Annotated in this window: 22 protein-coding genes; all 22 read left to right on the forward strand. The window is 53.0% G+C overall.

The features are described 5' to 3' along the window. The first annotated feature begins 64 nt into the window (after positions 1–64). The 22 genes from ABLV64_RS08655 (at position 65) to ABLV64_RS08760 (ending at position 21,923) form a co-directional block, all read left to right on the forward strand. Positions 65–1,057 carry a terminase small subunit gene (locus ABLV64_RS08655; RefSeq protein ID WP_265240770.1) on the forward strand — a complete coding sequence of 331 codons (993 nt, stop codon included), beginning with the start codon at positions 65–67 and terminating at the stop codon, positions 1,055–1,057. Then, on the forward strand, positions 1,035–2,339 hold the full coding sequence (locus ABLV64_RS08660) for a terminase family protein (protein ID WP_224229953.1): 1,305 nt from the start codon (positions 1,035–1,037) through the stop codon (positions 2,337–2,339). Before ABLV64_RS08655 ends, ABLV64_RS08660 begins: the two co-directional genes overlap by 23 nt. 4 nt (positions 2,340–2,343) lie before the next feature. Further along, positions 2,344–3,768: a DUF4055 domain-containing protein gene (locus tag ABLV64_RS08665; protein ID WP_348843054.1), complete on the forward strand. Its 1,425-nt coding sequence runs from the start codon at positions 2,344–2,346 to the stop codon at positions 3,766–3,768. Beyond that, on the forward strand, positions 3,752–4,864 hold the full coding sequence (locus ABLV64_RS08670; RefSeq protein WP_117130955.1) for a phage minor head protein: 1,113 nt from the start codon (positions 3,752–3,754) through the stop codon (positions 4,862–4,864). Before ABLV64_RS08665 ends, ABLV64_RS08670 begins: the two co-directional genes overlap by 17 nt. Positions 4,865–4,970: 106 nt before the next feature. Then, on the forward strand, positions 4,971–5,735 hold the full coding sequence (locus tag ABLV64_RS08675; RefSeq protein ID WP_012967904.1) for a DUF6651 domain-containing protein: 765 nt from the start codon (positions 4,971–4,973) through the stop codon (positions 5,733–5,735). 87 nt (positions 5,736–5,822) lie between these two features. After that, positions 5,823–6,959 (forward strand): P22 phage major capsid protein family protein, encoded by a 1,137-nt coding sequence (locus ABLV64_RS08680; RefSeq protein WP_117130956.1) that lies wholly within the window; start codon positions 5,823–5,825, stop codon positions 6,957–6,959. Positions 6,960–6,998: 39 nt separating this feature from the next. Continuing rightward, the gene (locus ABLV64_RS08685) at positions 6,999–7,211 is read left to right on the forward strand and encodes a hypothetical protein (RefSeq protein WP_087825859.1); all 213 of its coding nucleotides are present in this window, start codon (positions 6,999–7,001) and stop codon (positions 7,209–7,211) included. Between the two features lie 3 nt (positions 7,212–7,214). Then, positions 7,215–7,625, forward strand: a complete 411-nt coding sequence (locus ABLV64_RS08690) for a protein singed (protein WP_108433255.1) — start codon at positions 7,215–7,217, stop codon at positions 7,623–7,625. A gap of 1 nt (position 7,626) precedes the next feature. Then, positions 7,627–8,010: a glutamate 5-kinase gene (locus ABLV64_RS08695; protein WP_108433254.1), complete on the forward strand. Its 384-nt coding sequence runs from the start codon at positions 7,627–7,629 to the stop codon at positions 8,008–8,010. A gap of 1 nt (position 8,011) precedes the next feature. Further along, on the forward strand, positions 8,012–8,563 hold the full coding sequence (locus ABLV64_RS08700) for a hypothetical protein (RefSeq protein WP_108433253.1): 552 nt from the start codon (positions 8,012–8,014) through the stop codon (positions 8,561–8,563). Next, positions 8,560–8,952 carry a phage tail terminator-like protein gene (locus ABLV64_RS08705; RefSeq protein ID WP_108433252.1) on the forward strand — a complete coding sequence of 131 codons (393 nt, stop codon included), beginning with the start codon at positions 8,560–8,562 and terminating at the stop codon, positions 8,950–8,952. The genes ABLV64_RS08700 and ABLV64_RS08705 overlap by 4 nt, the downstream gene beginning before the upstream one ends. A gap of 23 nt (positions 8,953–8,975) precedes the next feature. Then, positions 8,976–9,908 (forward strand): phage tail tube protein, encoded by a 933-nt coding sequence (locus ABLV64_RS08710; RefSeq protein ID WP_108433251.1) that lies wholly within the window; start codon positions 8,976–8,978, stop codon positions 9,906–9,908. Positions 9,909–9,947: 39 nt separating this feature from the next. Next, the gene (locus ABLV64_RS08715) at positions 9,948–10,430 is read left to right on the forward strand and encodes a hypothetical protein (RefSeq protein ID WP_023159435.1); all 483 of its coding nucleotides are present in this window, start codon (positions 9,948–9,950) and stop codon (positions 10,428–10,430) included. Between the two features lie 167 nt (positions 10,431–10,597). After that, on the forward strand, positions 10,598–10,765 hold the full coding sequence (locus tag ABLV64_RS08720; protein WP_023282514.1) for a hypothetical protein: 168 nt from the start codon (positions 10,598–10,600) through the stop codon (positions 10,763–10,765). Positions 10,766–10,832: 67 nt separating this feature from the next. Then, a complete protein-coding gene (locus ABLV64_RS08725; protein WP_348843053.1) occupies positions 10,833–11,300 on the forward strand; it encodes a hypothetical protein in 468 nt (155 codons plus the stop codon). A 100-nt stretch (positions 11,301–11,400) separates the two neighbouring features. Further along, positions 11,401–14,517, forward strand: a complete 3,117-nt coding sequence (locus ABLV64_RS08730) for a phage tail length tape measure family protein (RefSeq protein WP_348843052.1) — start codon at positions 11,401–11,403, stop codon at positions 14,515–14,517. Next, positions 14,517–14,990 (forward strand): hypothetical protein, encoded by a 474-nt coding sequence (locus ABLV64_RS08735; RefSeq protein ID WP_348843051.1) that lies wholly within the window; start codon positions 14,517–14,519, stop codon positions 14,988–14,990. The genes ABLV64_RS08730 and ABLV64_RS08735 overlap by 1 nt, the downstream gene beginning before the upstream one ends. Continuing rightward, entirely contained in the window at positions 14,977–15,459 is a 483-nt protein-coding gene (locus ABLV64_RS08740; protein WP_129765947.1) for a DUF1833 family protein, read from the forward strand. The genes ABLV64_RS08735 and ABLV64_RS08740 overlap by 14 nt, the downstream gene beginning before the upstream one ends. A gap of 9 nt (positions 15,460–15,468) precedes the next feature. After that, positions 15,469–15,849 (forward strand): nitrite transporter, encoded by a 381-nt coding sequence (locus ABLV64_RS08745; protein WP_072123190.1) that lies wholly within the window; start codon positions 15,469–15,471, stop codon positions 15,847–15,849. Next, complete coding sequence (locus tag ABLV64_RS08750; RefSeq protein WP_348843050.1) at positions 15,846–18,914, forward strand: host specificity factor TipJ family phage tail protein; 3,069 nt, start codon at positions 15,846–15,848, stop codon at positions 18,912–18,914. Before ABLV64_RS08745 ends, ABLV64_RS08750 begins: the two co-directional genes overlap by 4 nt. A gap of 77 nt (positions 18,915–18,991) precedes the next feature. Then, the gene (locus tag ABLV64_RS08755; RefSeq protein ID WP_348851552.1) at positions 18,992–21,166 is read left to right on the forward strand and encodes a hypothetical protein; all 2,175 of its coding nucleotides are present in this window, start codon (positions 18,992–18,994) and stop codon (positions 21,164–21,166) included. 1 nt (position 21,167) lies between these two features. After that, on the forward strand, positions 21,168–21,923 hold the full coding sequence (locus ABLV64_RS08760; RefSeq protein WP_032433051.1) for a hypothetical protein: 756 nt from the start codon (positions 21,168–21,170) through the stop codon (positions 21,921–21,923). Positions 21,924–22,070: the final 147 nt, after the last annotated feature.

Consider the following 22,070-nt stretch of genomic DNA (forward strand, 5'->3'; position numbering starts at 1 on the left):
AAGTGAATATTTTATGGAGAATCAGTAATTCCTTTTTCTCCCTCACGTTAAATAGGAATAATCCATGGCAAAACCGGACTGGGGCGAGCTTCAGCAACGGTTCCTGTCCGATCATGCCGCAACCGGCGTATCACCGAAGGATTGGTGTGAAGCGCAGGGACTGAATTACGCTACAGCCCGCCGATACATCAAGAAACCCACTGCGCAAACTGCGCAAAAACCTGCGCAGAAGAAATTGTGCACTGCGCAAAAGGAAAAGTGCGCAGAAGAGTTGGTGGAGAGCAAACTGAGTCCAAAGGTAAAGCGCTTCATTGCTGAATACCTCAAGGACCAGAACGCTACCGCTGCCGCTGAGCGTGCGGGCTATAGCGACCCAAACTATGGCCGTCAGCTTCTAACGAATCCTAACGTTGCGCAGGCCATTGCGCAGCAGCAGAAAGCATCCATTGTGCGCACACTCGGCAGCGCTGATGAAGTACTTGAGCAGATGTGGCGCCTGGCAACGTTCGACGCCAACCAGCTATCACAGTATCGCCGCGGGAGTTGCCGTTACTGCTGGGGCTTCGGTCATCAGTATCAATGGCGTGATGCCGTGGAGTACGAAGAGAAGCGGCTCGAAGCGCTTGAGCGTAAACGTCGTGAGCCCGTCGATGTTGGTGGTTACGGTTACGACCACACCAGCGCACCTAACCCGGAATGCCCTCGCTGTAATGGTGATGGCGTCGGCCAGCCATACTTCGCTGATACGCGTAAGCTGGCGCCGGATGCTGCGCTTGCCTATTCCGGTGTGAAGCTTGGGAAGAATGGCGTTGAGATAACCGCTATCAGCCGCGAGCGCATGTACGAGGCGGTGATGAAACGGCTCGGCCTGGCTGATAGCGAGTTCGCCCAGCGTCTGCAGCTGATTGAAATTGAGCGCCGGCAGCTGGAGGTCGAAAAATTACGCAAAGAGCTGGCCGCTGACCCGGAGGATGACGAACCAACGCCAGTTGCAATCAATATCAACGTAGTCGATGCACGAGTGAGGGAAGAGGATGGCGATAGCACCGACGCTTAACATCCCTCAGGCCAAATTCCTTGCGATGCAGTACAAATTTAAGGCCTATGTCGCCGGCTTCGGTTCCGGTAAGACGTGGGTCGGTTGTGGTGGTATCTGCAAAGGGATGTGGGAACACCCCAAAATCAACCAGGGTTACTTTGCGCCAACGTATCCGCAGATCCGTGACATCTTTTATCCCACTGTTGAGGAGGTGGCCCACGACTGGGGGCTGAATGTCAAAATCAACGAGGGAAACAAAGAGGTTCACTTCTACGCCGGGCGCCAGTACCGAGGAACGACGATTTGCCGCTCGATGGAGAAACCGCAAACCATTGTTGGTTTTAAAATCGGTAATGCGCTGATTGATGAACTGGACGTAATGCCCGCCAAAAAGGCGCAGTTAGCCTGGCGAAAAATCATTGCTCGTATGCGTTACAACGTGGCCGGTCTTCGTAACGGGATCGACGTCACCACGACGCCGGAAGGGTTTAAATTCGTTTATCAGCAGTTCGCAAAGGCTGTACGCGATAAGCCTTCGCTCTCAACGCTGTACGGCCTGGTGCAGGCCTCGACGTTCGACAATGAAAAGAATCTGCCGCCGGACTATATCCCGTCGCTGATGGAGTCATACCCGCCGGAGCTGATCAAGGCTTATCTCCGTGGCCAGTTCACCAACCTTACCAGCGGGACGATTTACCATCAGTTTGACCGTAAGCTGAATAACTGCCGGGAAGAAGAGCAACCCGGTGAGCCGCTGTATATCGGTATGGATTTCAACGTCGGGAAGATGGCCGGGGTTGTTCATGTGTTACGTCTGGGGCTTCCGTTTGCAGTTACTGAAATCATCAAGGCTTACGACACGCCGGACATGATTCGCATCATCAAAGAGCGGTTCTGGCTATATGACGGCCATGACTACCGAAAGGTGCGTGAAATCTATATCTACCCGGACGCTTCCGGCGATTCCCGTAAATCCAGCAATGCCAGCGCCACTGATATCGCTCAGCTTCAGCAGGCCGGCTTCAATGTGGTTGTTAATGCATCAAACCCGCCAGTGAAAGACCGCATCAACGCGATGAATGCCATGTTCTGCAATGGTAACGGTGAACGTCGCTACAAAGTGAATGTAAAGCGGTGCCCGGTGTACACAGAATCGCTTGAGCAACAGGTTTGGGGCGAAAACGGTGAGCCGGATAAAACGGCGGATAACGATCACCCTAACGATGCCGGTGGGTATTTCATTGTGAAGCAATTCCCGATCATCAAACCGACTGGAAAAGTCACCCAACTGCGGATGTAAAACCATGCCTGATATTTCAACGCCCAACCTCGACTATAACGACATGGTTGAGGCATGGGATATTAATGATGCGCTGATGGGCGGCACGCTGGAAATGCGCCGGCAGGGCAATAAGTATCTCCCGAAATGGCCGAACGAAGATCCTGAAAGTTATAAGGAGCGTTTGGCTTCGGCAACGTTACTACCTGCCTATGAAGAGGCCATTAAACAAAACATCGGGCGAGTGTTTGCTGAGCCGACGGTATTGAGTGAGGACTCTCCTGAACAAATACGGGAACTATCGCCAGATATTGATATGGAAGGAAACCGGCTCGATGTCTGGGCACAGCAATTTTTCAGCATCGGATTCCAGTATGGTCTGGTACATGCGCTGGTGGATTTCCCGAAAATTGACCCGGAGGCAGTAAAAACTAAAGCCGACGAAAAAGCCGCGGGATCCCGCCCATATGCCACGATGCTTAATCCACGACAGGTCATCGGCTGGAAATCGAAAGTGGTTAAAGGGAAAGTGGTGCTGACCGATCTGCGTATCAGAGAGGTCATCATTGTTGATGGCGATGATTATGGGCAAACGAAAGTTGAGCAAATACGCCATATCATGCCGGGCAAGGTTGAAATTTATCGCCGTAATAAAGGTGATAACGGCGAAAGCCAGTGGCAGATTCACGACGAGTGGGAAACCAGTCGCGATGACATTCCCCTGGTGACGCTTTACACGAAACGCACAGGCTTTATGCGCGGTTCACCGCCACTGCTTAATCTCGCCTTACTGAATATCAAGCACTGGCAGAGTCAGAGTGAACAGGACAACATCCTGCATGTCGCTCGCGTGCCGTTGCTGGTGGCTTACGGTCTGGCTGATGGCGAAACGTTGACGATAGGTTCTTCCTCTGCGACTCGTTTCGATGACCGCCAGCGGCAGGGACTGGAATATGTCGAGCATACCGGGGCTGCGATTGAAGCCGGTAAGATTTCCCTTGAGGATCTGGAAAACCAGATGCGTCAGGCCGGCGCAAAACTACTGCGCGCGGAAAACACATCGACTAAATCCTTAGACCAGACTCACGAAGAGCGGATGCAGGAGAATTCACCTCTCTACACCATGGCAAGCTCGCTTGAGGATGCGCTCGATAATATCCTGCAGATTATGGCGGAATGGCTGGGCGAGAAAGAAGGCGGCAATGTCGATGTACGCACCGAACTGGATGTTTCAGCCCAGACGTTTGATGCCGCAGCTGCAACAGCTGTTCAGTCGCTCCGTCAGGGTGGTGATATACGTCAGGTCGATGCTGTTCGCGTTTTGCAGACCCTCAAATTTATCGATCCGGACGCGAAGCCCGAAGAGGTTATCGACGAGTTGCGGAATCAGCAGGTCACGCTGGCCGGCGGACTGAGTAACCCGGGTGGTGCAAATGGCAACGGCGAATGACAAGCTTCAGGATGAATCGATAGCGCATGCGATATGGATAGCGCGGTACAGCACCAGCGTTGCAAACAGGATGATAAAAATCCTGAATGACAGCGATGCGGAACTGACAGCCAGATTGCTTGTAGCGATGGATAGCCTGGATGCTGACAGCTTTACCGTGTCGCGACTGGAAGCGCTGCTCGTTAGTGTCAGAGCTCTCAATCGCGAGGCTGTGCAGTCAATGTACGCGGGACTATCTGATGAGCTGCAGCAACTCGCTCAGCACGAAGCAGGCTTTCAGCTGAGCCTGTTCCAGTTTGCGATTCCTGATGATGTTCTATTGCTTCATCCATTGGTGGGCATTTCACCGGATGCCGTTTACGCAGCTACGATGGCACAGCCGTTTCAGGGGCGCCTGCTTTCGGAGTGGGCAGATAACCTTGAAGCTGACAGGATGGCAAGAATTTCCAATACAGTGCGGCAGGGCTTTCTCCTGGGCGATACGCATGAGCAAATCGCCAGAAAGGTCCGTGGTCATGCTAACCGTGGTTATCAGGATGGCGCGCTGCAGATGAGCCGAACCAATGCCGGCAGTATTGCAAAAACGGCTGTGGGGCATCTTGCTTCTACGGCCAGGAAAAGCTTTGCAGATGCGAACGATGACATTTTGAAGGGTAAGCAGTGGTTATCCACTTTGGATAACCGTACATCAAAAGACTGTCGGATTCGCGACCGCCTCAAGTACACACTGGATAACAAGCCGATCGGCCATAAGGTGCCGTATCTGCAGGGACCCGGGAAAATCCATTTCTGCTGTCGCAGCGTCGAAACCTACATCCTGAAATCGTCTGATGAGCTGGGTATTGCTGTTGGGCAAATATCAGATAGCTCACGTGCCAGCATGGACGGGCATGTGCCTTCGAATACCGATTATCAGGGATGGTTCTCGCGCCAGTCGTTCACGCGACAGTCCCAAATCGTTGGCGTAACCCGGGCCCGGCTGATTCGTGACGGCGGCATGTTGCCCGATGATTTCTACAACGACAAGGGCGAATGGCTGACTCTGGAGCAACTTCGTAACCTGGATGCTCAGGCGTTCAGCAACGCCAGACTTTAAAGCTTTTTAAGTCTTCAATCAGGCTGCCTCCGGGCGGCCTTTTTTATTGCCGTGATCCGGATGGTGAGCGGTGCAACGGTCGGATGACCACCGAAAAGGTAACCACATGAAACTGAAAACAGTCGAAGTTAACGGCAAAAGCTATGCAGAAGTCGATTCCAGCGGTTTACCCGTCTACGTCCACGATGACGGCCAGGAAGTTGGTTTTGATGCTGTGCAGGCCGTTGGGAAAATCTCCTCTCTGAATGGCGAGGCGAAATCTCATCGTGAAGCCAAAGAAGCAGCTGAAGCCAGTCTGGCTAAGTTTGCCAAAATCGGTGATCCGGCGAAGGCACTCGAAGCGCTGGAGATGATGACTAAAATCGACCAGAAAAAACTGATCGACGCAGGCGCTGTTGATCAGGTTAAAGCGGATATCACCAAATCCTTCCAGGCGCAGCTTGATGAAGCTACTCAGCGTGCGACGACCCTTGAAGGCCAGCTTTACCAGGAAATGATCGGCGGCCGGTTCTCTGGCTCGAAATTCATCGCAGATAAAGTAGCAATTCCGGCAGATATGCTTCAGGCGCGGTTCGGTCAGTCCTTCAAAGTCGAGGACGGCAAAGTCGTTGCCTATGATGGCTCTGGCAACAAAATTTATTCCCGCTCGAAGCCGGGCGAACTGGCGGCCTTTGATGAGGCGCTGGAGTTCCTGGTGGAGCAGTACCCACAGAAAGACCACATTCTGAAGGCCAGCGGCAACCAGGGAGGCGGCTCACGGCAGTCTCAGCATTCACTCGGGCAGAAAACGATGAAACGCGATGCGTTTACCAGTTTGAGCCCGACAGATCAGCAATCAACTCTCAAAGACGGTATCACCATCGTCGATTAATTCTTTGCCAGCCGCCGGATGGCTGCTGGTGCCGGAGCTGGATAGCTCAACCAACCCTATATTTTAATCTCCAAGGAATCCATACACATGGCTAATACGCTTACCGGGTTGATCCCGACTATCTTCACGGCTCTGGATACCGTATCTCGCGAACAGGTCGGTTTTATCCCGGCTGTATCGCGTAATGCGAAAGCTGATGCGGCGGCGAAGGACCAGACTGTTACTGCGCCGGTTGCGCCACCCGCAACCACTGTTGATATTACCCCGGGGGCTACTGCGCCAAATGACGGCGACCAGACGATCGGCACCGTTGATGTCAAAATCACCAAATCCAAAATGGCCCCGGTCAAATGGAACGGTGAGGAACAACTGGCACTGGGGCCCGCAGGGACATACAACACCATCCTTGCTGATCAGTTTAAGCAGGCTTTTCGCGCGCTGGCTAATGAGATGGATGCAGATCTCGCGGCTCTGTATTTCGCATCCTCTCGTGCTGTTGGTACGGCCGGCACCGCTCCTTTCGGTATTGCAGGTGATTTGTCGGATGCGGCAAATGCGCGCCAGGTTCTCTCTGACAACGGTTCGCCGACAACCGATCTGCAGATGGTTCTCGGTTCTTCGGCTATCGCAAACCTCCGCGGTAAACAGTCAGTTCTGTTCAAAGTAAACGAATCCGGTACTGATGCGCTTCTGCGCGAAGGTATCGTGGGGCGACTGGAAGGATTCAACATCCACGAATCCGCGCATGTTAAGAAACACGCTGCATCTCCGGCTGCCGGATACCTGGTGAATGGAGCAAAAGCTGAAGGCGATATTCTGATTGCCATTGATACCGGCACAGGTGCTTTTGCAGCAGGTGACATCGTGACGTTTGACGGGGACAGTAATAAATACCTTGTTGCTGCTGCGACGGCCACAGCAATCACCCTGGCTGCTCCTGGCTTACGTCAGTCACTGGCCGACAACACCGCTATTACCGCTGGTGGCGCCTACACCGCAAACATGGCGTTTGATCGCAATGCATTCCTGCTTGCATCCCGAACCCCGGCAATGCCGCAGGGCGGCGATACGGCGGATGATGTAATGAACGTTACTGACCCCGTATCTGGCATCACTTACCAGGTAGCACTGTACCGCCAGTATCGCCAGGTGCGTTACGAAGTCGGTTTGTCCTGGGGCGTTGCGGCAGTTAAGTCGGCGCACTCAGCGCTGTTGCTGGGCTGATAAACAGGGGCTTCGGCCCCTTTTTTAAATGGAGGGCTGATGGCCGGATTAACAAAAGAGCAGCGCGCCCAACGAGCTGCTGAGCAAACTGCTTCTACGCAGGCGGATAACAACGTACCCGTATCGACCACATCGCAGCTGGTGGCGATGGTTACCGATTTCCCGGCATTCCCGGGTGCGCCCAATACCGCCAACGTTCACCCTGATGAAGTGGAGAACTGGAAGGCGCACGGCTGGAAAGAAATGGAGTGATGCATGATCACTTTCATCACCGTTGAAGATGTCAATTCGATTCTCGGTGCCACCTGGACAGATGAAAGCAAAAAAGCCAAATCTGTGGTGATGGCCAATACCTGGATGAATGGACTTAACCTGAAACTGCCGTGCAATAAGGCAACTCACGAAACCATTATTCCTGACGATGTGAAACAAGCTGGCACCTATGCGGCGCTGTCGGCGGCAAATGGCGGGCTGTATCAGCAGAAAACTGATTCGGGGGTATTGCTGAGTAAGACGGTTGACGCTGACGACGTTTCTGTTTCAAAGACCTTCGCAGAACTCGGTACCAACAGTTCGGCATTGCTTGATTCGGACCTGCAGCTGGCGCTGGCCATGCTTAAGCCCTATGGCGCTAGTCAGTCCCAGGTGCGGCTGGTGAGGGGGTGATATGGGTATTCGTGACGAGTTACAAACTGAAGTTGCCGCAGCATTCGATACCGATCTGCAGGATGCGGTTAACGAATTCGCCGGAAGCTACACCGTTCGAGGCGCCTGGGATCCGGTGACGGAGACCGGCACTGAAACCCAGGTGACTTACTCGGGGCGTGGAGTGCTGGCGCGCTATAAACTGCGCCGCATCGATGGCGTTAACATTCTGCATGGTGATTTGAAGCTAAGCGCCCTGGTTAACGAGGTGACTGATAAGCCGGCCGTTGGGCATATCATCACCGCACCGGATCCGATTACGGGTGAGCTTCAGCGTTACGACATCATAACCGCTTCTGCCGACTCTGCTGGCGCTGCGTACTCCATTCAACTTCGGAGGGCGTGATATGGCTAAGGGCTGGAACATTGACCCGGCGGCATTCGCCGGGCTGGTGGCCGAAGATGTCAAACTACGCCAGCGGACAATCGCCATTCAACTGCTGAATGAAATTGTTCAAAGGTCGCCGGTAGGAAACCCGGAGTTGTGGGCCATCAACGCGACCGCGGTTCAATACAACAAAGCTGTTGGGGAATGGAACGAATCTCTTTATGCCGTTCCTGCTAACCTGACCAAAACCGGAAGGCTCAGGAAGAAAGTCCGTGTTAATGACAGCATGGATATCAGGCGGCCGGCTGAGTATCGCGCAGGAACCTTCAGGGCATCGCATTTTGTCAGCATCGGCGAACCCGATCACTCCGTCCCGACCGAACCGGATCCGCGTGGGACAATGACGTTTCTTAATGGCAAAAATATCATTGACCAGGCGCCAGCCTACTCGGTGATTTACATCCAGTCGAACCTGCCTTACTCCGTGTCTCTGGAGAATGGCCACTCAACGCAAGCGCCGACAGGCGTCTATGCCGTCTCGTTTAATGGTGTGATTCAGGCCTACAAATGACCCTCACAGAAATCAGAAACGCTGTCATTTTCCGAATGGCGGCACAGACCGCTATTGCCTCTGATGCGGTGGATTATCCCAATGGTCCGGTATTTGACCCCAGTAACCGCGATATCTGGGCCCGTCTCACCAACATTGCAGGGCAGGCAGGCACAACCGAGATCGGGGATGGGCCAGTCGTCCACAGGACGGGCTTACTCATCATTCAGCTGTTTGTTCCGGTTGGCTCCGGGACGTTGCTTATCTCCCGGACGGCCGATCAGCTAACGGAGCTATTTGAGTTCAAGGACGACGGAAAACTGAGTTATTTCGCTGTTTCTGCTGTGCCGGCGGGTGAGACCGATGGCTGGTTACAGCTCAATCTTCAAATTCCTTATCGCGCTCTGTAGCGCACAAAAAACAGGAGGCTCCTGTGAGCTCAGGTGCAAAAGTAGTAGCCGCGTTTATTCGCGAGACAACGCCAGGAATCACGCCAACAGCAGGGGCGTGGAACCTGCTGCGCCGTTCTTCATTTGGTCTGAAACCAACGCAGAACACCAACGACAATGACGAAATCGCTGGTGACCGTATGGCGCAGGGTGTTTCACGCGGCACAGTGGATGTCGGCGGCGATGTCGGTACACGGTTTCGCTGGAATCAGCATGACGATTTTCTTGCCAGCTGCTTCGGTTCCGAATGGGTAAATAACGTGCTGACGATGGGTAACGGTCGCATTACGTTCTCCGTGGCGACTTTTGCCAGTGATGTGGGGATCGCCCAGATTGCCCGCGGTTGCCAGGTTGGCACCTTCCAGATGGAAATCCCGGCCGATGGTGATATCACTGCAACCATTACGTTTGCAGGGCTGGACTGGGAGACGAAAGGGGACGATACCAGCTATTTCACCGCGCCGGTGGATTTAGCGGGGGCGCTGCGTTACTCCTTCAAAGAGGTCACGAACATCCGGCTAAATGGTGTTGATGGCGGGACAGGTTTCTGCGTCGACACCTTCAACATCCAGTTCAACAACAATATGCAGACTCAGCGCTGCATCGGTACCGGTTCGGCATTCGCCGGCGCAAACATTCCGACAACCTTTACCCCGTCAGGTCAAATCACGCTGTCATGGTCAAAGGCTGCCTGGGAGGTTTACAAAAAAACGTTCACCGGCGAAACGGTGCCGTTTAGCTTCACGCTGGAGAATGCTGAAGGCGCCTATACCTTCGATTTCCCGGAAGTGCAGATCTCCGGCGACTGGCCGGATGCGGGGAGCACTGACATTGTTCAGGTTCAGCTGGATATCACCGCGGCCAATACTCCGCCAACTATTACCCGCGTTCCTGCCACTACTGGCGGTGATGATTAACATTGGCCCTCTTTGGAGGGTTTTTTTATGGAGTTTTTTATGCTGATTGTTACCCCGAAAATTGATTTAAATGGCGAGCGCTGGTTTTATCCCTACAAAAAGCCAGAAGGCAGCAAAAAGGAATTCTCGCCGGAAGAAGAATCGCTTTTCAAACTTCGCCTGCTGGTGGCCAGCAGCGAGAATCCACAATATCGCTCCCGTAACGCGCTGGTGCGCCGCCACATCGATAAGATGGACGCAGGTTATAAGGTGGGGACAACGGATTTTAATCTCGCCAGCGTGGACGATATCGACTCTGTTGATGACCTGCTGATCGATAACGCCGCTCGGTTCCTGCTGAAAGGCTGGGAGGGAGTAGGTCAGTTAGTCGACGGCATAGAGGTTGCTCTCGACTACACCCCAGAACTTGGGGCCGCCATGCTGAAACAGCACCCGGCGCTATACTGGCTGATACTGGCTGAGGCGGCAAACATTGCTCAGGGTAAGGAGCAGCAGACTCAGGAAACCGTAAAAAAGCCATAGAGGCCCAAAAGTGGCTAAAGGATTTCTCTGGCGAGCAGGGCGAGAAAGCAAAGTGGCGCAGGGAGAAGCTAAATCTCCCACCCATTCCAGAGCCTGAAATCGATACGGTCACTGGGGAGATCCTCAACGCTTACGCCATGATATCGCGCGGCAGGAAGTATGCCGGCATGGCCGGAGTGCCGCTCCCTTTATCCCTGAACGATATTGAGCTTTACCTGGCATCGCGCACCATCCTGATCGACCGCATTGAGTTTGACGCAGCAATACTGGCCCTCGATGATGCCTGGAGAGCTGAGTGGGCTGAAGAGCAGAAAAGACAGGCAAAAGTGAAGTAGTCATATCATTGTCCCCATCTTTTCCTGTGCTAATCTGTGAGCAAATGTTAATGATGAGGATAGGGATGTGAAAAGGGCTTTGGTGGTCGGGCTTGGTTTAATGGCATTGTTGGGCTGTGATGACAAGTTTCAAATATCAAAACTACTCCCCCCTAAAGACCCACCTTCTATTGCTGAGATGATAGCTACGGGGAAAGAGGAAATAACGTCGGAATGTAAAAACGGCGATGTTTCCTTTAACTGTGAACTCCTCACTGGCGATTTAACCGGGACGGGAAAGTGGCATCATACCAAGCTGTACCTGCATAACAGCGGGATGGTAGATATGATTATTGACGGCAAGGCTTACTATCAAAGCGATATCAGCAGTAACACCTTTGCTGGTCAGGAGACAACTACCTTCACAATGAAAGGCGTTGGTGGCGATAATGGTGAAGTAAATATCGTTAGATCCAATGAAGGGAAATCCTTAAATTTTGAAGCCTATAACAAAGATGACAAACGGTTTGTTATGGGAGGCGTTAAACTGCAGTAACTCAATCTAGGGATGAAGATAGCCTTCACTGATTATCATTTTTTAAGTATTTCCTAACCCGCTTTATCGGCGGGTTTTTTATTGCCCGGAGATAAGGTAAATGGCAGAACAAGAATCACGGCTAGCGATACGCCTGGACAGCTCCGGGGCAGAGAAGCAGGCTGACAGCCTTACTGTTGCGCTTGATAAGATGACTCAGTCTGGTGATAAGGCTGTAACCAGCATATTCAAAGTGACAAAAGCGACTGACGAAGAAAAAGATGCTCTCAATAAATTACGAGCAGCCATTGATCCGGTTGGTGCTGCAATTGATACAGTCGGTCGCCGCTATAGTGAGCTAAAAAAATACTTCGATAAGGGTCTAATTGACGAGGAAGAGTTTCGTTCGCTGTCTAAGATGCTGAATGACACCACTGAGGAACTAAGTGGTGTTGCACAAGCTCAACGAGAAGCAGAGAAGGCCAGCAAACTGGCTGCTGTGCAGCAGGAAGCGCAGGCTGATGCATTCCAGAGAATGCTCGATAAAATCGATCCTCTGGCAGCTGCGCTTCGTAATCTCGAGCAACAACAAAGTGAACTGAATACTGCCTTTAAATCGGGTGCAATTAATACTTCCCAATATGATGCATACAGCAAAAAACTGCAGGAGACTCGTCGGGAAGTAACTGGCGAAGCACAAGCCGAGCGCGAGGCTGTAAAAGCACATGATGAGCAGGTAACTGCGCTGCGTCGTCTTGAAGCCCAAATAGATCCCGTAGGTGAAGCATTCCGCCGCCTGAACGAACAGCAGCGCCAGCTGGATACAGCTAAAACATCCGGGATGCTGTCGCCCCTGGCTTACGATCGCCTCAACAGCAAACTTGCAGAATCCCGCGATGCCCTGGAAAAAACCCAGGCGCAATTGGGTAAAACAAGCCAATCTGCAGCTCAGACTGCCAACGCTATGCGCATGATCCCTGCTCAGATGACAGATATTGTTGTCGGTCTTTCTACAGGGCAGTCACCGTTTATGGTTCTTATGCAGCAGGGCGGTCAGCTCAAAGATATGTTTGGCGGCATTGGGCCAGCGATTAAGGGCGTTGGCACATATGTCATGGGTCTGGTTAATCCCTATAGCGTAGCAGCTGCTTCAGTTGGGTTGCTAACTTATGCCGTCTATCAGAACCGACAGGAAATTGATGCTGCGACAAAAATAGCCACAACGTCCCTTGGCGCTAATGGAGATGCTGCTGAGCGACTTGCACTCAATATGGTTGCTATATCTGATAAGACGGGTCAGACGATCGATGAAGTCGGTAGTATGTTTATAACGACTAATGACGGTGCGAGCGAAGCAATAAATAAGCTAATCGACGTTGGTTTTAGTTATGACGAGGCAAGGACGAAGGTAGCCCAATACAAGGACTCTGCTAATTTCACCGCTTTGAATGCTGATATTGATCAGCATCGACGGGAGATCCTGAAAATAGGTGATTCGTGGACAGCTGCAGCAATTGAGGTCAAAAATTATTACACAGCTGCGGATAAGGGTAGGCAAAACGTAGCGCTTGGTGGTGCAATTGACCCTACGATGCGGTTTATCGGCCAGGCATTAGATCTGCAAACCACGATGAACACACTTACCATTGAAGGTAATAAGGCGGTAAAAAATTCCGTAGACTGGATTAATAAGGAGTATCTGGCGGCAGACAGGGTTGCCGGTGCAGAAGCTCGGTTAAAGGAGGCAAGAGCACAGTCCAGAAAAATAGCTTTCTCAGGAAATAAAGAAGCAATCGATCAGGCCAATGCGCTAATTGCTGTAAGAGAAAAGGAACTTGAGCAGGCCAAAAAAGCTGGGCAGCCTAAGACCCACAAAGAAAAAGCCTATACAGAGGACGCAGCAAGCCGGCTGCTTGATCAGATAAACCAGCAGACTGCAGCCATGCAGTCCCAGTTGGATGCCAGTGACAAGCTTAACAGCGCGACACAGGCGCGGGTTAAGTTCGAACAGCAAATTGCTGACCTCAAGTCTAAAACGCAGCTTACAGCTGACCAGAAGTCGATCCTTTCCCGTTCAGATGAAATCCTCCAGGCATATAAGCAGCAGGAGGCACTGCAAAATTCCGTAAAAACCCTGGACGATTATCGGAAGATGCAGGAACAGGTAAAGACGAAGGATGAGCGGACCAACGATCTGCTTAAAACCCGTCTTGAACTGCTGGAGAAGGCCAAAGCAACCGGGCACCTTAAACCCGGTGAATATGAAAAAACGAGGGCAGATATTTATCAAAACACCGATATGCAACTGCCCTCGACGGTTCGTAATGTTGTAGGAAACCAGACACCCACAGGAGGGCGACTCTCTGGAACTTTTGAGGGGATGCAGGGGCAAATCAACGAATATGACCAGGCTCAGCAAGAGCTCCAGCGCTGGCTGGCATCGCAGGAGGAAGCTTATGCGAAGGCCGGTGAAATAACTGCCGAGGGTGAGGCCAGAATGACCTCTATTCGTCAGCGTGCGGCGGATGCAAATCAGGTCATAGAGGCACAGAAAAACACCATCATATCTGCAGCCACGCAGTCCTTGTTTGATAGTACCGCTGAAATCATGCGAACGGGGTTTGGTGAGCAATCGGCAATCTACAAGGTTGCTTTTGCTGCGAGCAAGGCATTCGCTATCGCTGACTCTATGGTGAAAATCCAGCAGGCTATAGCAAGTGGTGCAGTAAGCGCACCTTATCCGGCCAACATCATCGCTATGGCCTCAATCGCTGCGCAGACTGCCAGTATCGTCTCAAATATCCAGGCTGTTTCAGGAGTTGGCTTCGCCTCCGGCGGTTACACCGGCCCCGGTGGTAAGTATCAGCCCGCAGGTATTGTTCACAAAGGTGAGTACGTCTTCGACCAGGCGTCAACGAATCGGATCGGCGTGTCTCAGCTTGAGGCACTTCGAAATGGCCAACCGCTTGATGCAACTCTGGGGCGCACAGGTTTTGGTACTGGTGTTCAGAACGTTAACAGCGACAACAGCAGCAAGACCACCATCCATGCTCCCATTGAGCAGCATTTCCATACGCCGCCAGGTGTTACACCTGATCAGATGGCTCTCTCTATGGCGCAAACACAGAAGCGAGCGACAACGGAAGCCCTGGATCAGGTTGCTGCGCAATTGTTGAGAGGGGACGGGAAAGTTGGTAAGGCAATGCGGAGTAAATATCCAGGCAGAGGGTTAGAGTGATGACTGATATCTACTACCCGCATGAAAGTCTTCCGATGCCATTACAGGAAGGATACGGATTCCAGCCTGTAAGCCCGTTAAAACGAACCCAGTTAACCACCGGCCGCGCGCGGCAAAGGCGAGCTTATACGTCCACGCCTACGCAGGCCAGCATCACCTGGTTTATGGAAACCGATGCGCAGGGGCTGGCGTTTGAGTCCTGGTTCCGTGATGCGTTATCTGACGGGGCTGCATGGTTCATGACGAAGCTGCAGACACCGGCAGGCATTAAGTTTTACAAATGCCGCTTCACAGATATTTATCAGGGACCGGTGCTGGTGGCCCCGATTTACTGGAAGTACACGGCGACGCTTGAATTATGGGAACGCCCCCTTGCTCCTGCCCCATGGGGTAATTACCCGGAATGGATCGTCGGCAGCTCACTGCTGGATATTGCGCTGAATAAGGAGTGGCCGAAGCATGACGCAGATTAAACGCCTCTACGCCAGCAGCGGCCCGGAGGTGATCATTGAAACGCTGCAGATCACCGTTGGCTCAGATATTCACTACCTGTGTCAGGGCTACGAGGATATTACGGCGACGACGGAGAACGGCGATACCGTAACGTTTTCAGCCTGTGCGATAGACATTGCGCTGCCGGCGCGCAATGCGGACGGCACGCAGGACCTCAAATTTGCCCTGTGCAATATCGACGGCATTGTGTCCACGGCAATCCGCAATGCGCTGGTGAACCGCCTTTCGGCATCGCTAACGTACCGGAGTTATATCTCCACTGATTTAGCAGCGCCTGCGGGAGTGCCGTATACGCTGAAAATCAAGTCGGGATCCTGGACAGCGACAGAGGTGCAGATCACCGCGGGCTATATGAATGTCCTCGATATGGCCTGGCCGCGTTTCCGCTACACGCTACCTGTATTCCCCGGACTGCGATACATGAGTTGAGGTTGTCCCATGTTTGAACCTAATAAATACCTTTCGGTCACCTGGCTGAAGGGCGGTCGCTTTTTTCCCAAACTCGACTGTTTTGGCATTGTGAACGAGATACGCCGCGATTTGGGCTTACCTCTCTGGCCCGATTTTGCCGGGGTCACGAAAGACGACGGCGGCCTCGACCGGGAAGCGCGCCGGATGATGCTTACCCTTGAGCGCTGCGAACCCTGCGAAGGTGCCGGGGTGGCCTGTTATTCCGGGTCGACTGTCACCCATGTAGGGATCGTGGTCAGTATCGATGGTCTGTTGCATGTGGCGGAATGCAACCCAGGCACGAACGTAACTTTTCTGCCGTTGCCGCGTTTTAAGCGGCGCTTTGTTCGCGTGGAGTTCTGGCAATGACCATTCGTTTTTATCCTTCCCGGCTTCCCGGAGAACCACTTGAAACGCATGAGCATGGTGTAACCAGTATTCGCACCTGGCTGGTGGCAAATGTTGAAGGCTACGAGGATCGGGATGTCCCACCGCTTACCGTTGAGGTTGAGGGGCTGTTAATTCCTCCAGGTGAGTGGGCCACCTGCGTGATTCGCCCTGATAGTGATGTCAGGCTTTATCCGGTTCCATTCGGGCTGGAGGCCGCCACAATCGCGTGGATCGGTATCGGTATCTCCGTTGCCGCTGCAGCCTATTCGCTTGTTTTGATGAGCACCATTGATACGGGCGGCTATACCTCATCCACAGGGCGCAGTCTCGACCTGAACCCGGCGCGGGCCAACACCGCAAAACTCGGTGATGCCATTCGTGAGGTGTTTGGCCGGGTGCGTATCTACCCAGATTATGTGGTGCAGCCGGTTACCCGGTTCGATGCCGCCGATCCTACGAAAATGCGCGTCCAGATGCTGCTATGCCTCGGAGTCGGTGAACTGATTTATACCAATGGCGATATCCGGGTTGGCAGTACGCCAGCTTCAACGCTGCCGGGTTTCAACATCACCTATTTTCCGCCAGGCGCGGACGTTTCCGGCGATGAGCGCAGCGAAAACTGGGTCAACTCCACCGAAGTGGGCGGGACGTCATCCGGCACCGGGCTGGACATGGCCCAGACGTCGCCGGACGCAGACGACATTATCGCAGACAGCATGACCGTATCCGGTTCGAGCGTAACGTTTACGGGGCTGGATACGGATGATGATGATGATAATGACGAGAACGATAACGCACTGCCGCCCAGTTGGGTCGCTGGCGCCGTGGTCGAACTGAAAGCCCCGGCGAACTACCAGATCACCACGGCAGCCGGATACAGCGTAATCGCAAGCCCGCTGCTGACGGAGATCGCTCCGGTGGTTGGGATGCCGGTGACGCTGGGGTTTAACTCTGTCGATTACGATCTGTTTATCGCGTCATATACCCCCGGTCAGGCTGCAGTGCCCGGCACCGGGGGGAGTGCGGCAAAAGTCCAGGCCAGTGCGGCCCTGACCACCTACGATTTTTCGACCAGCTCCAGCACGTTCACGATCACCTGGCAGGGGGTTACCTACCCGGTGTCGCTGGTGGCTAACTACGTCTCGATGTCGGGACTGCTGGCGGCCATCACCGAGGGACTCACCGGCTCCGGCCTGGTTGCGCAGGACAACGGCGGCACCGTACTGATAACCGAGGCGGCCAGTCCGTTCGCGGGTGGGGCGATCACGTCCTCTTCACTGCCTGCAGCTGTTTTCGGTGATGCCCCGGTTTACACCTCCGGCACGGCATCAACCGGCGGCAGCCCGGCGGTAACGGCGAATGTGACACTCGCCTATAACTCTGCCACGGGAACGGCCTTTTCCGGCATGCCGGAGGGGGTGCAACGGCTTTCACTTGCTCACCGCGGGAATGAGTACCGCATTGTCTCTGCCGACGGTACGACGGCGACGGTGGCGCGCCTGGTTTCCGGTGCCGTTGATGAGTCATGGCCGGGATTCTCCGCCCGGACGATGATCGACTATGAGGCCACTGGTCTTAACGACATGCTGAGCTGGCTGGGGCCGTTCCTGGTTTGCCCTGAGAATGAAGTGGTCGATGCATTCGAGGTGAATTTCTCCTTTCCGAACGGCATCTGTGGCTTTGACAGTAAGGGCAAAAAACGGATCCGCCACGTGGAGTGGGAGATTCAGTATCGCGTCTACGGTTCCGGATCGGGGTGGGTGAGTCACCAGGGCGAGTATGCTCTGAAAAACGTCAACGGGCTGGGATTCACTGAGCGGATCACCCTCAGCTCTCCGGGACTGGTGGAAGTTCGCTGTCGCCGGCGCAATGAGCAGGGCTCAAACAACGCCAGGGATTCGATGTACTGGCAGGCACTGCGCGGGCGACTGCTGACGCGCCCTTCATCCTATCCCGGCGTGTCGCTGATGGCGGTGACCGTTGAGACGGGCGGGAAGCTGGCGGCGCAGTCGGACCGCCGCGTAAACGTTGTGACCACGCGGGCCTACGACTCAGGAACGGCCAGAACCATTTCGGGAGCGCTGCTGCATATAGGGAACTCACTGGGGCTGGCGATGGATGTCGACACCATCAACGCGCTGGAGTACACGTACTGGACGCCACGGGGCGAGTATTTCGATTTCGCCACGGGCGACAGTATCTCAGCGCTGGAAATGCTGCAGAAGATAGCCAATGCTGGCAAGTCCCGCTTCCTGTTAAGCGATGGCCTGGCGACGGTCAACCGTGAGGGGATTAAGCCCTGGACTGGCGTGATCACTCCGCATGAGATGGTGGAGGAGCTGCAGAGCGGATTTACCGTATCGTCCGACGATGATTTTGATGGCGTCGACGTGACGTACATCAACGGGATTACCTGGGCAGAGGAGACCGTTAAATGCCGGACGCCTGACAATCCGACGCCAGTGAAAATCGAGAACTACAAACTCGATGGGGTACTGAGTCGGGATCACGCCTACCAGATCGGCATGCGTCGCCTGATGAAATACCTGCAGCAGCGGGTGACGTTCCAGACCACTACCGAGCTGGACGCGCTGTGCTACAACACGGGCGATCGCATCGTGCTCACGGATGATATTCCGGGTAACAACACGATTTCCTGTCTGGTGGAGGCGATGACAACAGCTGGTGGCGTGACAACGTTCACCGTTACGGAGCCGCTGGACTGGTCTTTCGAAAACCCCCGCGCGCTGATCCGCTATCAGGATGGCTCTGCATCCGGGCTGATGGTGGCGAGCAGGGTGGGCGATTTTCAGCTGTCAGTCCCGCACCTGAGCGAGTTTGATGACCCGATGAAGGTTGACCTGTCATCGGCAACCATCGAGCCGATCCGCCTGGTGTTCTGCGGCTCAACGCGCCACGTCTACGACGCCATTGTAGAAGATATCGCCCCGCAGTCAGACGGCACCTGTCAGGTCACCGCTAAAGAATACCTCGAATCGTTCTACCAGTACGACGACGCCACATACCCCGGCGACGTCGCGTAATACCCCATAACAACCCCTAATTAACTCTTTTCGCTCAAACCCTCGTTTGGGCGAAGCCTCTTTTTGGAGCAAAAAACATGGCCTTTGATCCGCCTCTTGGGAGCACGTCGCCCGCGGTGCTGCTCGATAACGCCACTCGCCTGGATAATTTGCTGAATAGCCTGGCGCTGGTCTACCCTGACCGCGAAGGGGCTGATCTGGATACCTGGCGAGGTATCATGTTGCGGGTTTCGAATACACTGGATGATATCCGGCAAAATCTGATCCCTCTCAGCCGGCAGTACATGACCCTGGCAGCAGCCCAGGCGGATATCGCGAATATTCCGGTGGGCTCGACCACGTATTACCGCAGCCCGGACGATAGCGCTCTCGCTATCGAGGTCATAAATAACGCCGGAACGCTGGAGCCAACCGGGCGAAAAATGCCTTCACAGGAGGCAATAAACGAACTACAAAAATACGTTTCTGAATTAATCAGCAATGATCCGTCCATCAGCGCATTCGTTCAGTGGGAGGCCGTTGGCGGGTTTATTCTGGGGCAACTCTCAAAAGATTCGCTGAAAACTGCAGGTTTCGAAGTCGGTGCCAAACGTCTTTCAATGGATAGCATGGAAACGCTTGCCATAGATGAGCCTGAATTGGTTTTACAGGATCAGCATGGGTTTGTTATTCAACGACAAACATCCGAGTATCTGGAAAATAGCGCGGGTAAATTCATCCCGGCAGATAATAACGATTACGTTATTGAAGATGAGCATGGATTCCATATTTTTTCAGCAATGCAATCTGGCTCTCCGACCTCTACGGAAGACAAGACTGCCGCGCGTGATGCATATATTGCAAAAATGGATAATCTGGCGCTTGCGGTCAGTTCTGCGGTGAACAACACGCTGGTTACCGGCATTCAGAGGCCTGTATTTGATTTCAACCTGGTTATTACATACGGACAGTCGTTATCGACCGGGACGGAAGGATGGGCGGCGCTGTCAAATGAAGCATTTGAGGCTGAAAACGTTCTGATGTTTGGTGACGCCGTTCGCCCCACAACAGACCGGGACACAGGCGGGAGTGTTTGGAGTCCCGTAGGTGGTGCAGCACTTAAACCCCTCCGGGCTGTTACACAGGCGATTGGCGGCGGCAGTATTCTGACTGCTGCAGAAGAAGCAGTACTCACTCCCGGCGCCACAAACGAAGGCGAAACATTTGACGTGGGGGCTGTGAATTTCTGGCGCAGATTACAGAACGATTTTCGTGGGTTAAGCGTTAACCCTGAACGGAAAATCATTGTCCTTAACTGTGGTGTTCAGGGGCGGACTGTTGAGCAATTATCGAAAGGGAATCCATTAAATCATTACAACCGTGTTATTCAAGCCGTAACAAAGGTAAAAGCCTATATCGCAAGTCAGTATCCGACTGCAAGTGTTGGCATTACCGCGTTTCTTTACGCTCAAGGGGAATGGAATTACTGGGCAGCCAGTTCAGGGACGCATGATCGAGCGACTTTCCTCGAACTGACAAAACAACTTCGCACCGATCTGATTACTGATTGCACCTATGGTATATGTGGGCAAACCCTACCGCCCGCCTGGGTGACTTATCAGACCGGGGCCGGGTATACCGTAGACACGCAAGATTTAGCCATTGGGATGGCTCAAATTGATATGATAGATACGGTCCCTGGTTGCTTCATGGCTACACCAGTTTATCAGCTTACTGATAAAAACGGTCATCTTGACCCGAATGGTTATCGATGGGCCGGTATGCAGTTTGGAAAAGTGCTGCACCGTATTCTCGACCGAGGTATAGACTGGAAACCGATGAAGCCTATCAAAGCCGTTCGTTATTCAGACGATGAGGTTCTTCTCAGTTTTTTAACTCCGTCTCCACCCGCTCAGTTTAAAGAAACCTACGTGGTCAATACGGCCACAATGTACCCAAATAAAGGTTTTCTTGCGAAAGATGATATTGGAGTTGTGGACCTCTTATCCGTAGTAATAGTAGGCCAGTGCTGCCTGTCCATAAAACTTAGCCGACAGACTTCTGGCGATGTGTATATCTGGTATGCGCCAGGGACAACTTATCGCGGGAACGGAAACCTGTGTGACAGTGATACAACTGTTTCGCCATATAACTATGAATATCGCGCAGGTAGTGGTCAGTATCCATCGGCAAATATTGCTGCATTGGTTGATAAACCCTATCCACTGAATAACTGGTGCTGTGCGTTCAGAATTAAAGTTGAGGAAAAATAGAATGGGTCAGAGACAAATTATTAAAGGTGTGGACGGTTCTGCTATTGCCATCGGATTTTCGCCGGCGGTACCAACAGGGGTCCAGTTTATTAATTTTTATGGTGGCAGCGTCCCACAAGGTCGTAATCTGGCACCGGGAGGCGGAGCTGCACGTGTTGTGGGTAGTCCGGTAGTGGGTAGTATGGCGGAAGGCCTGCTTTGTCAGTCGCACACCGATTATATTCAGAGCCCAGCGGCACTGTCTTCCAAAATGACCGTAATAGGGGTGTTTTGCCCGACCACAGACAGCAGGGCATATGCGATCTCTAATGCCAGCACCTTACGTCCTATCGGGTTTTCGGTATATTCGGAACCTTCAGCTACAACGGGAGTACAAAACCTGCGGGTGCAGATGGGCGGGAAACAAAGCAGCGATGGAGCAAATGCTGTCGCAACAGCAGCCGTGGCAGCAGCGATCACAAATAATGTTCCAATGGCCTTTGCTGCTACTGTAGATTATTCGAACCTTGCCGAAACAAAGGTCATGGTCATGAGTCTTAAGGCGGGGACAAAGAATAACGCTGTATCGTCATTCACCCAGGCTGGTTCCGGACTGCCAAACCTGCTGATTGGGTCTGAAATGGATGCTGTTACTTATGCAGGTACTCGCGTACTGGCGATGGGGGTATGGAATCGTATTTTGACTGACAATGAAATAGCTTCCCAATACGAACAATTTAAATCCTATTATCATGACATTCATGGAGTACAAATTTAATTCCAAACGAACAGGCATTGCGGATATCAGTTTTAATGCCAGCAAACCTTCCTGTTAATAACTTTTTAATTAGCAATGCCCCCCGGGAAAAACGGGGGGCAAATTTTGCTATATGTTTATAAACTTACCTTGACAAGGTAATACCGG

It is taken from the genome of Klebsiella sp. JB_Kp031, from assembly GCF_040064295.1.
GTDB classification, from domain to species: domain Bacteria; phylum Pseudomonadota; class Gammaproteobacteria; order Enterobacterales; family Enterobacteriaceae; genus Klebsiella; species Klebsiella quasipneumoniae.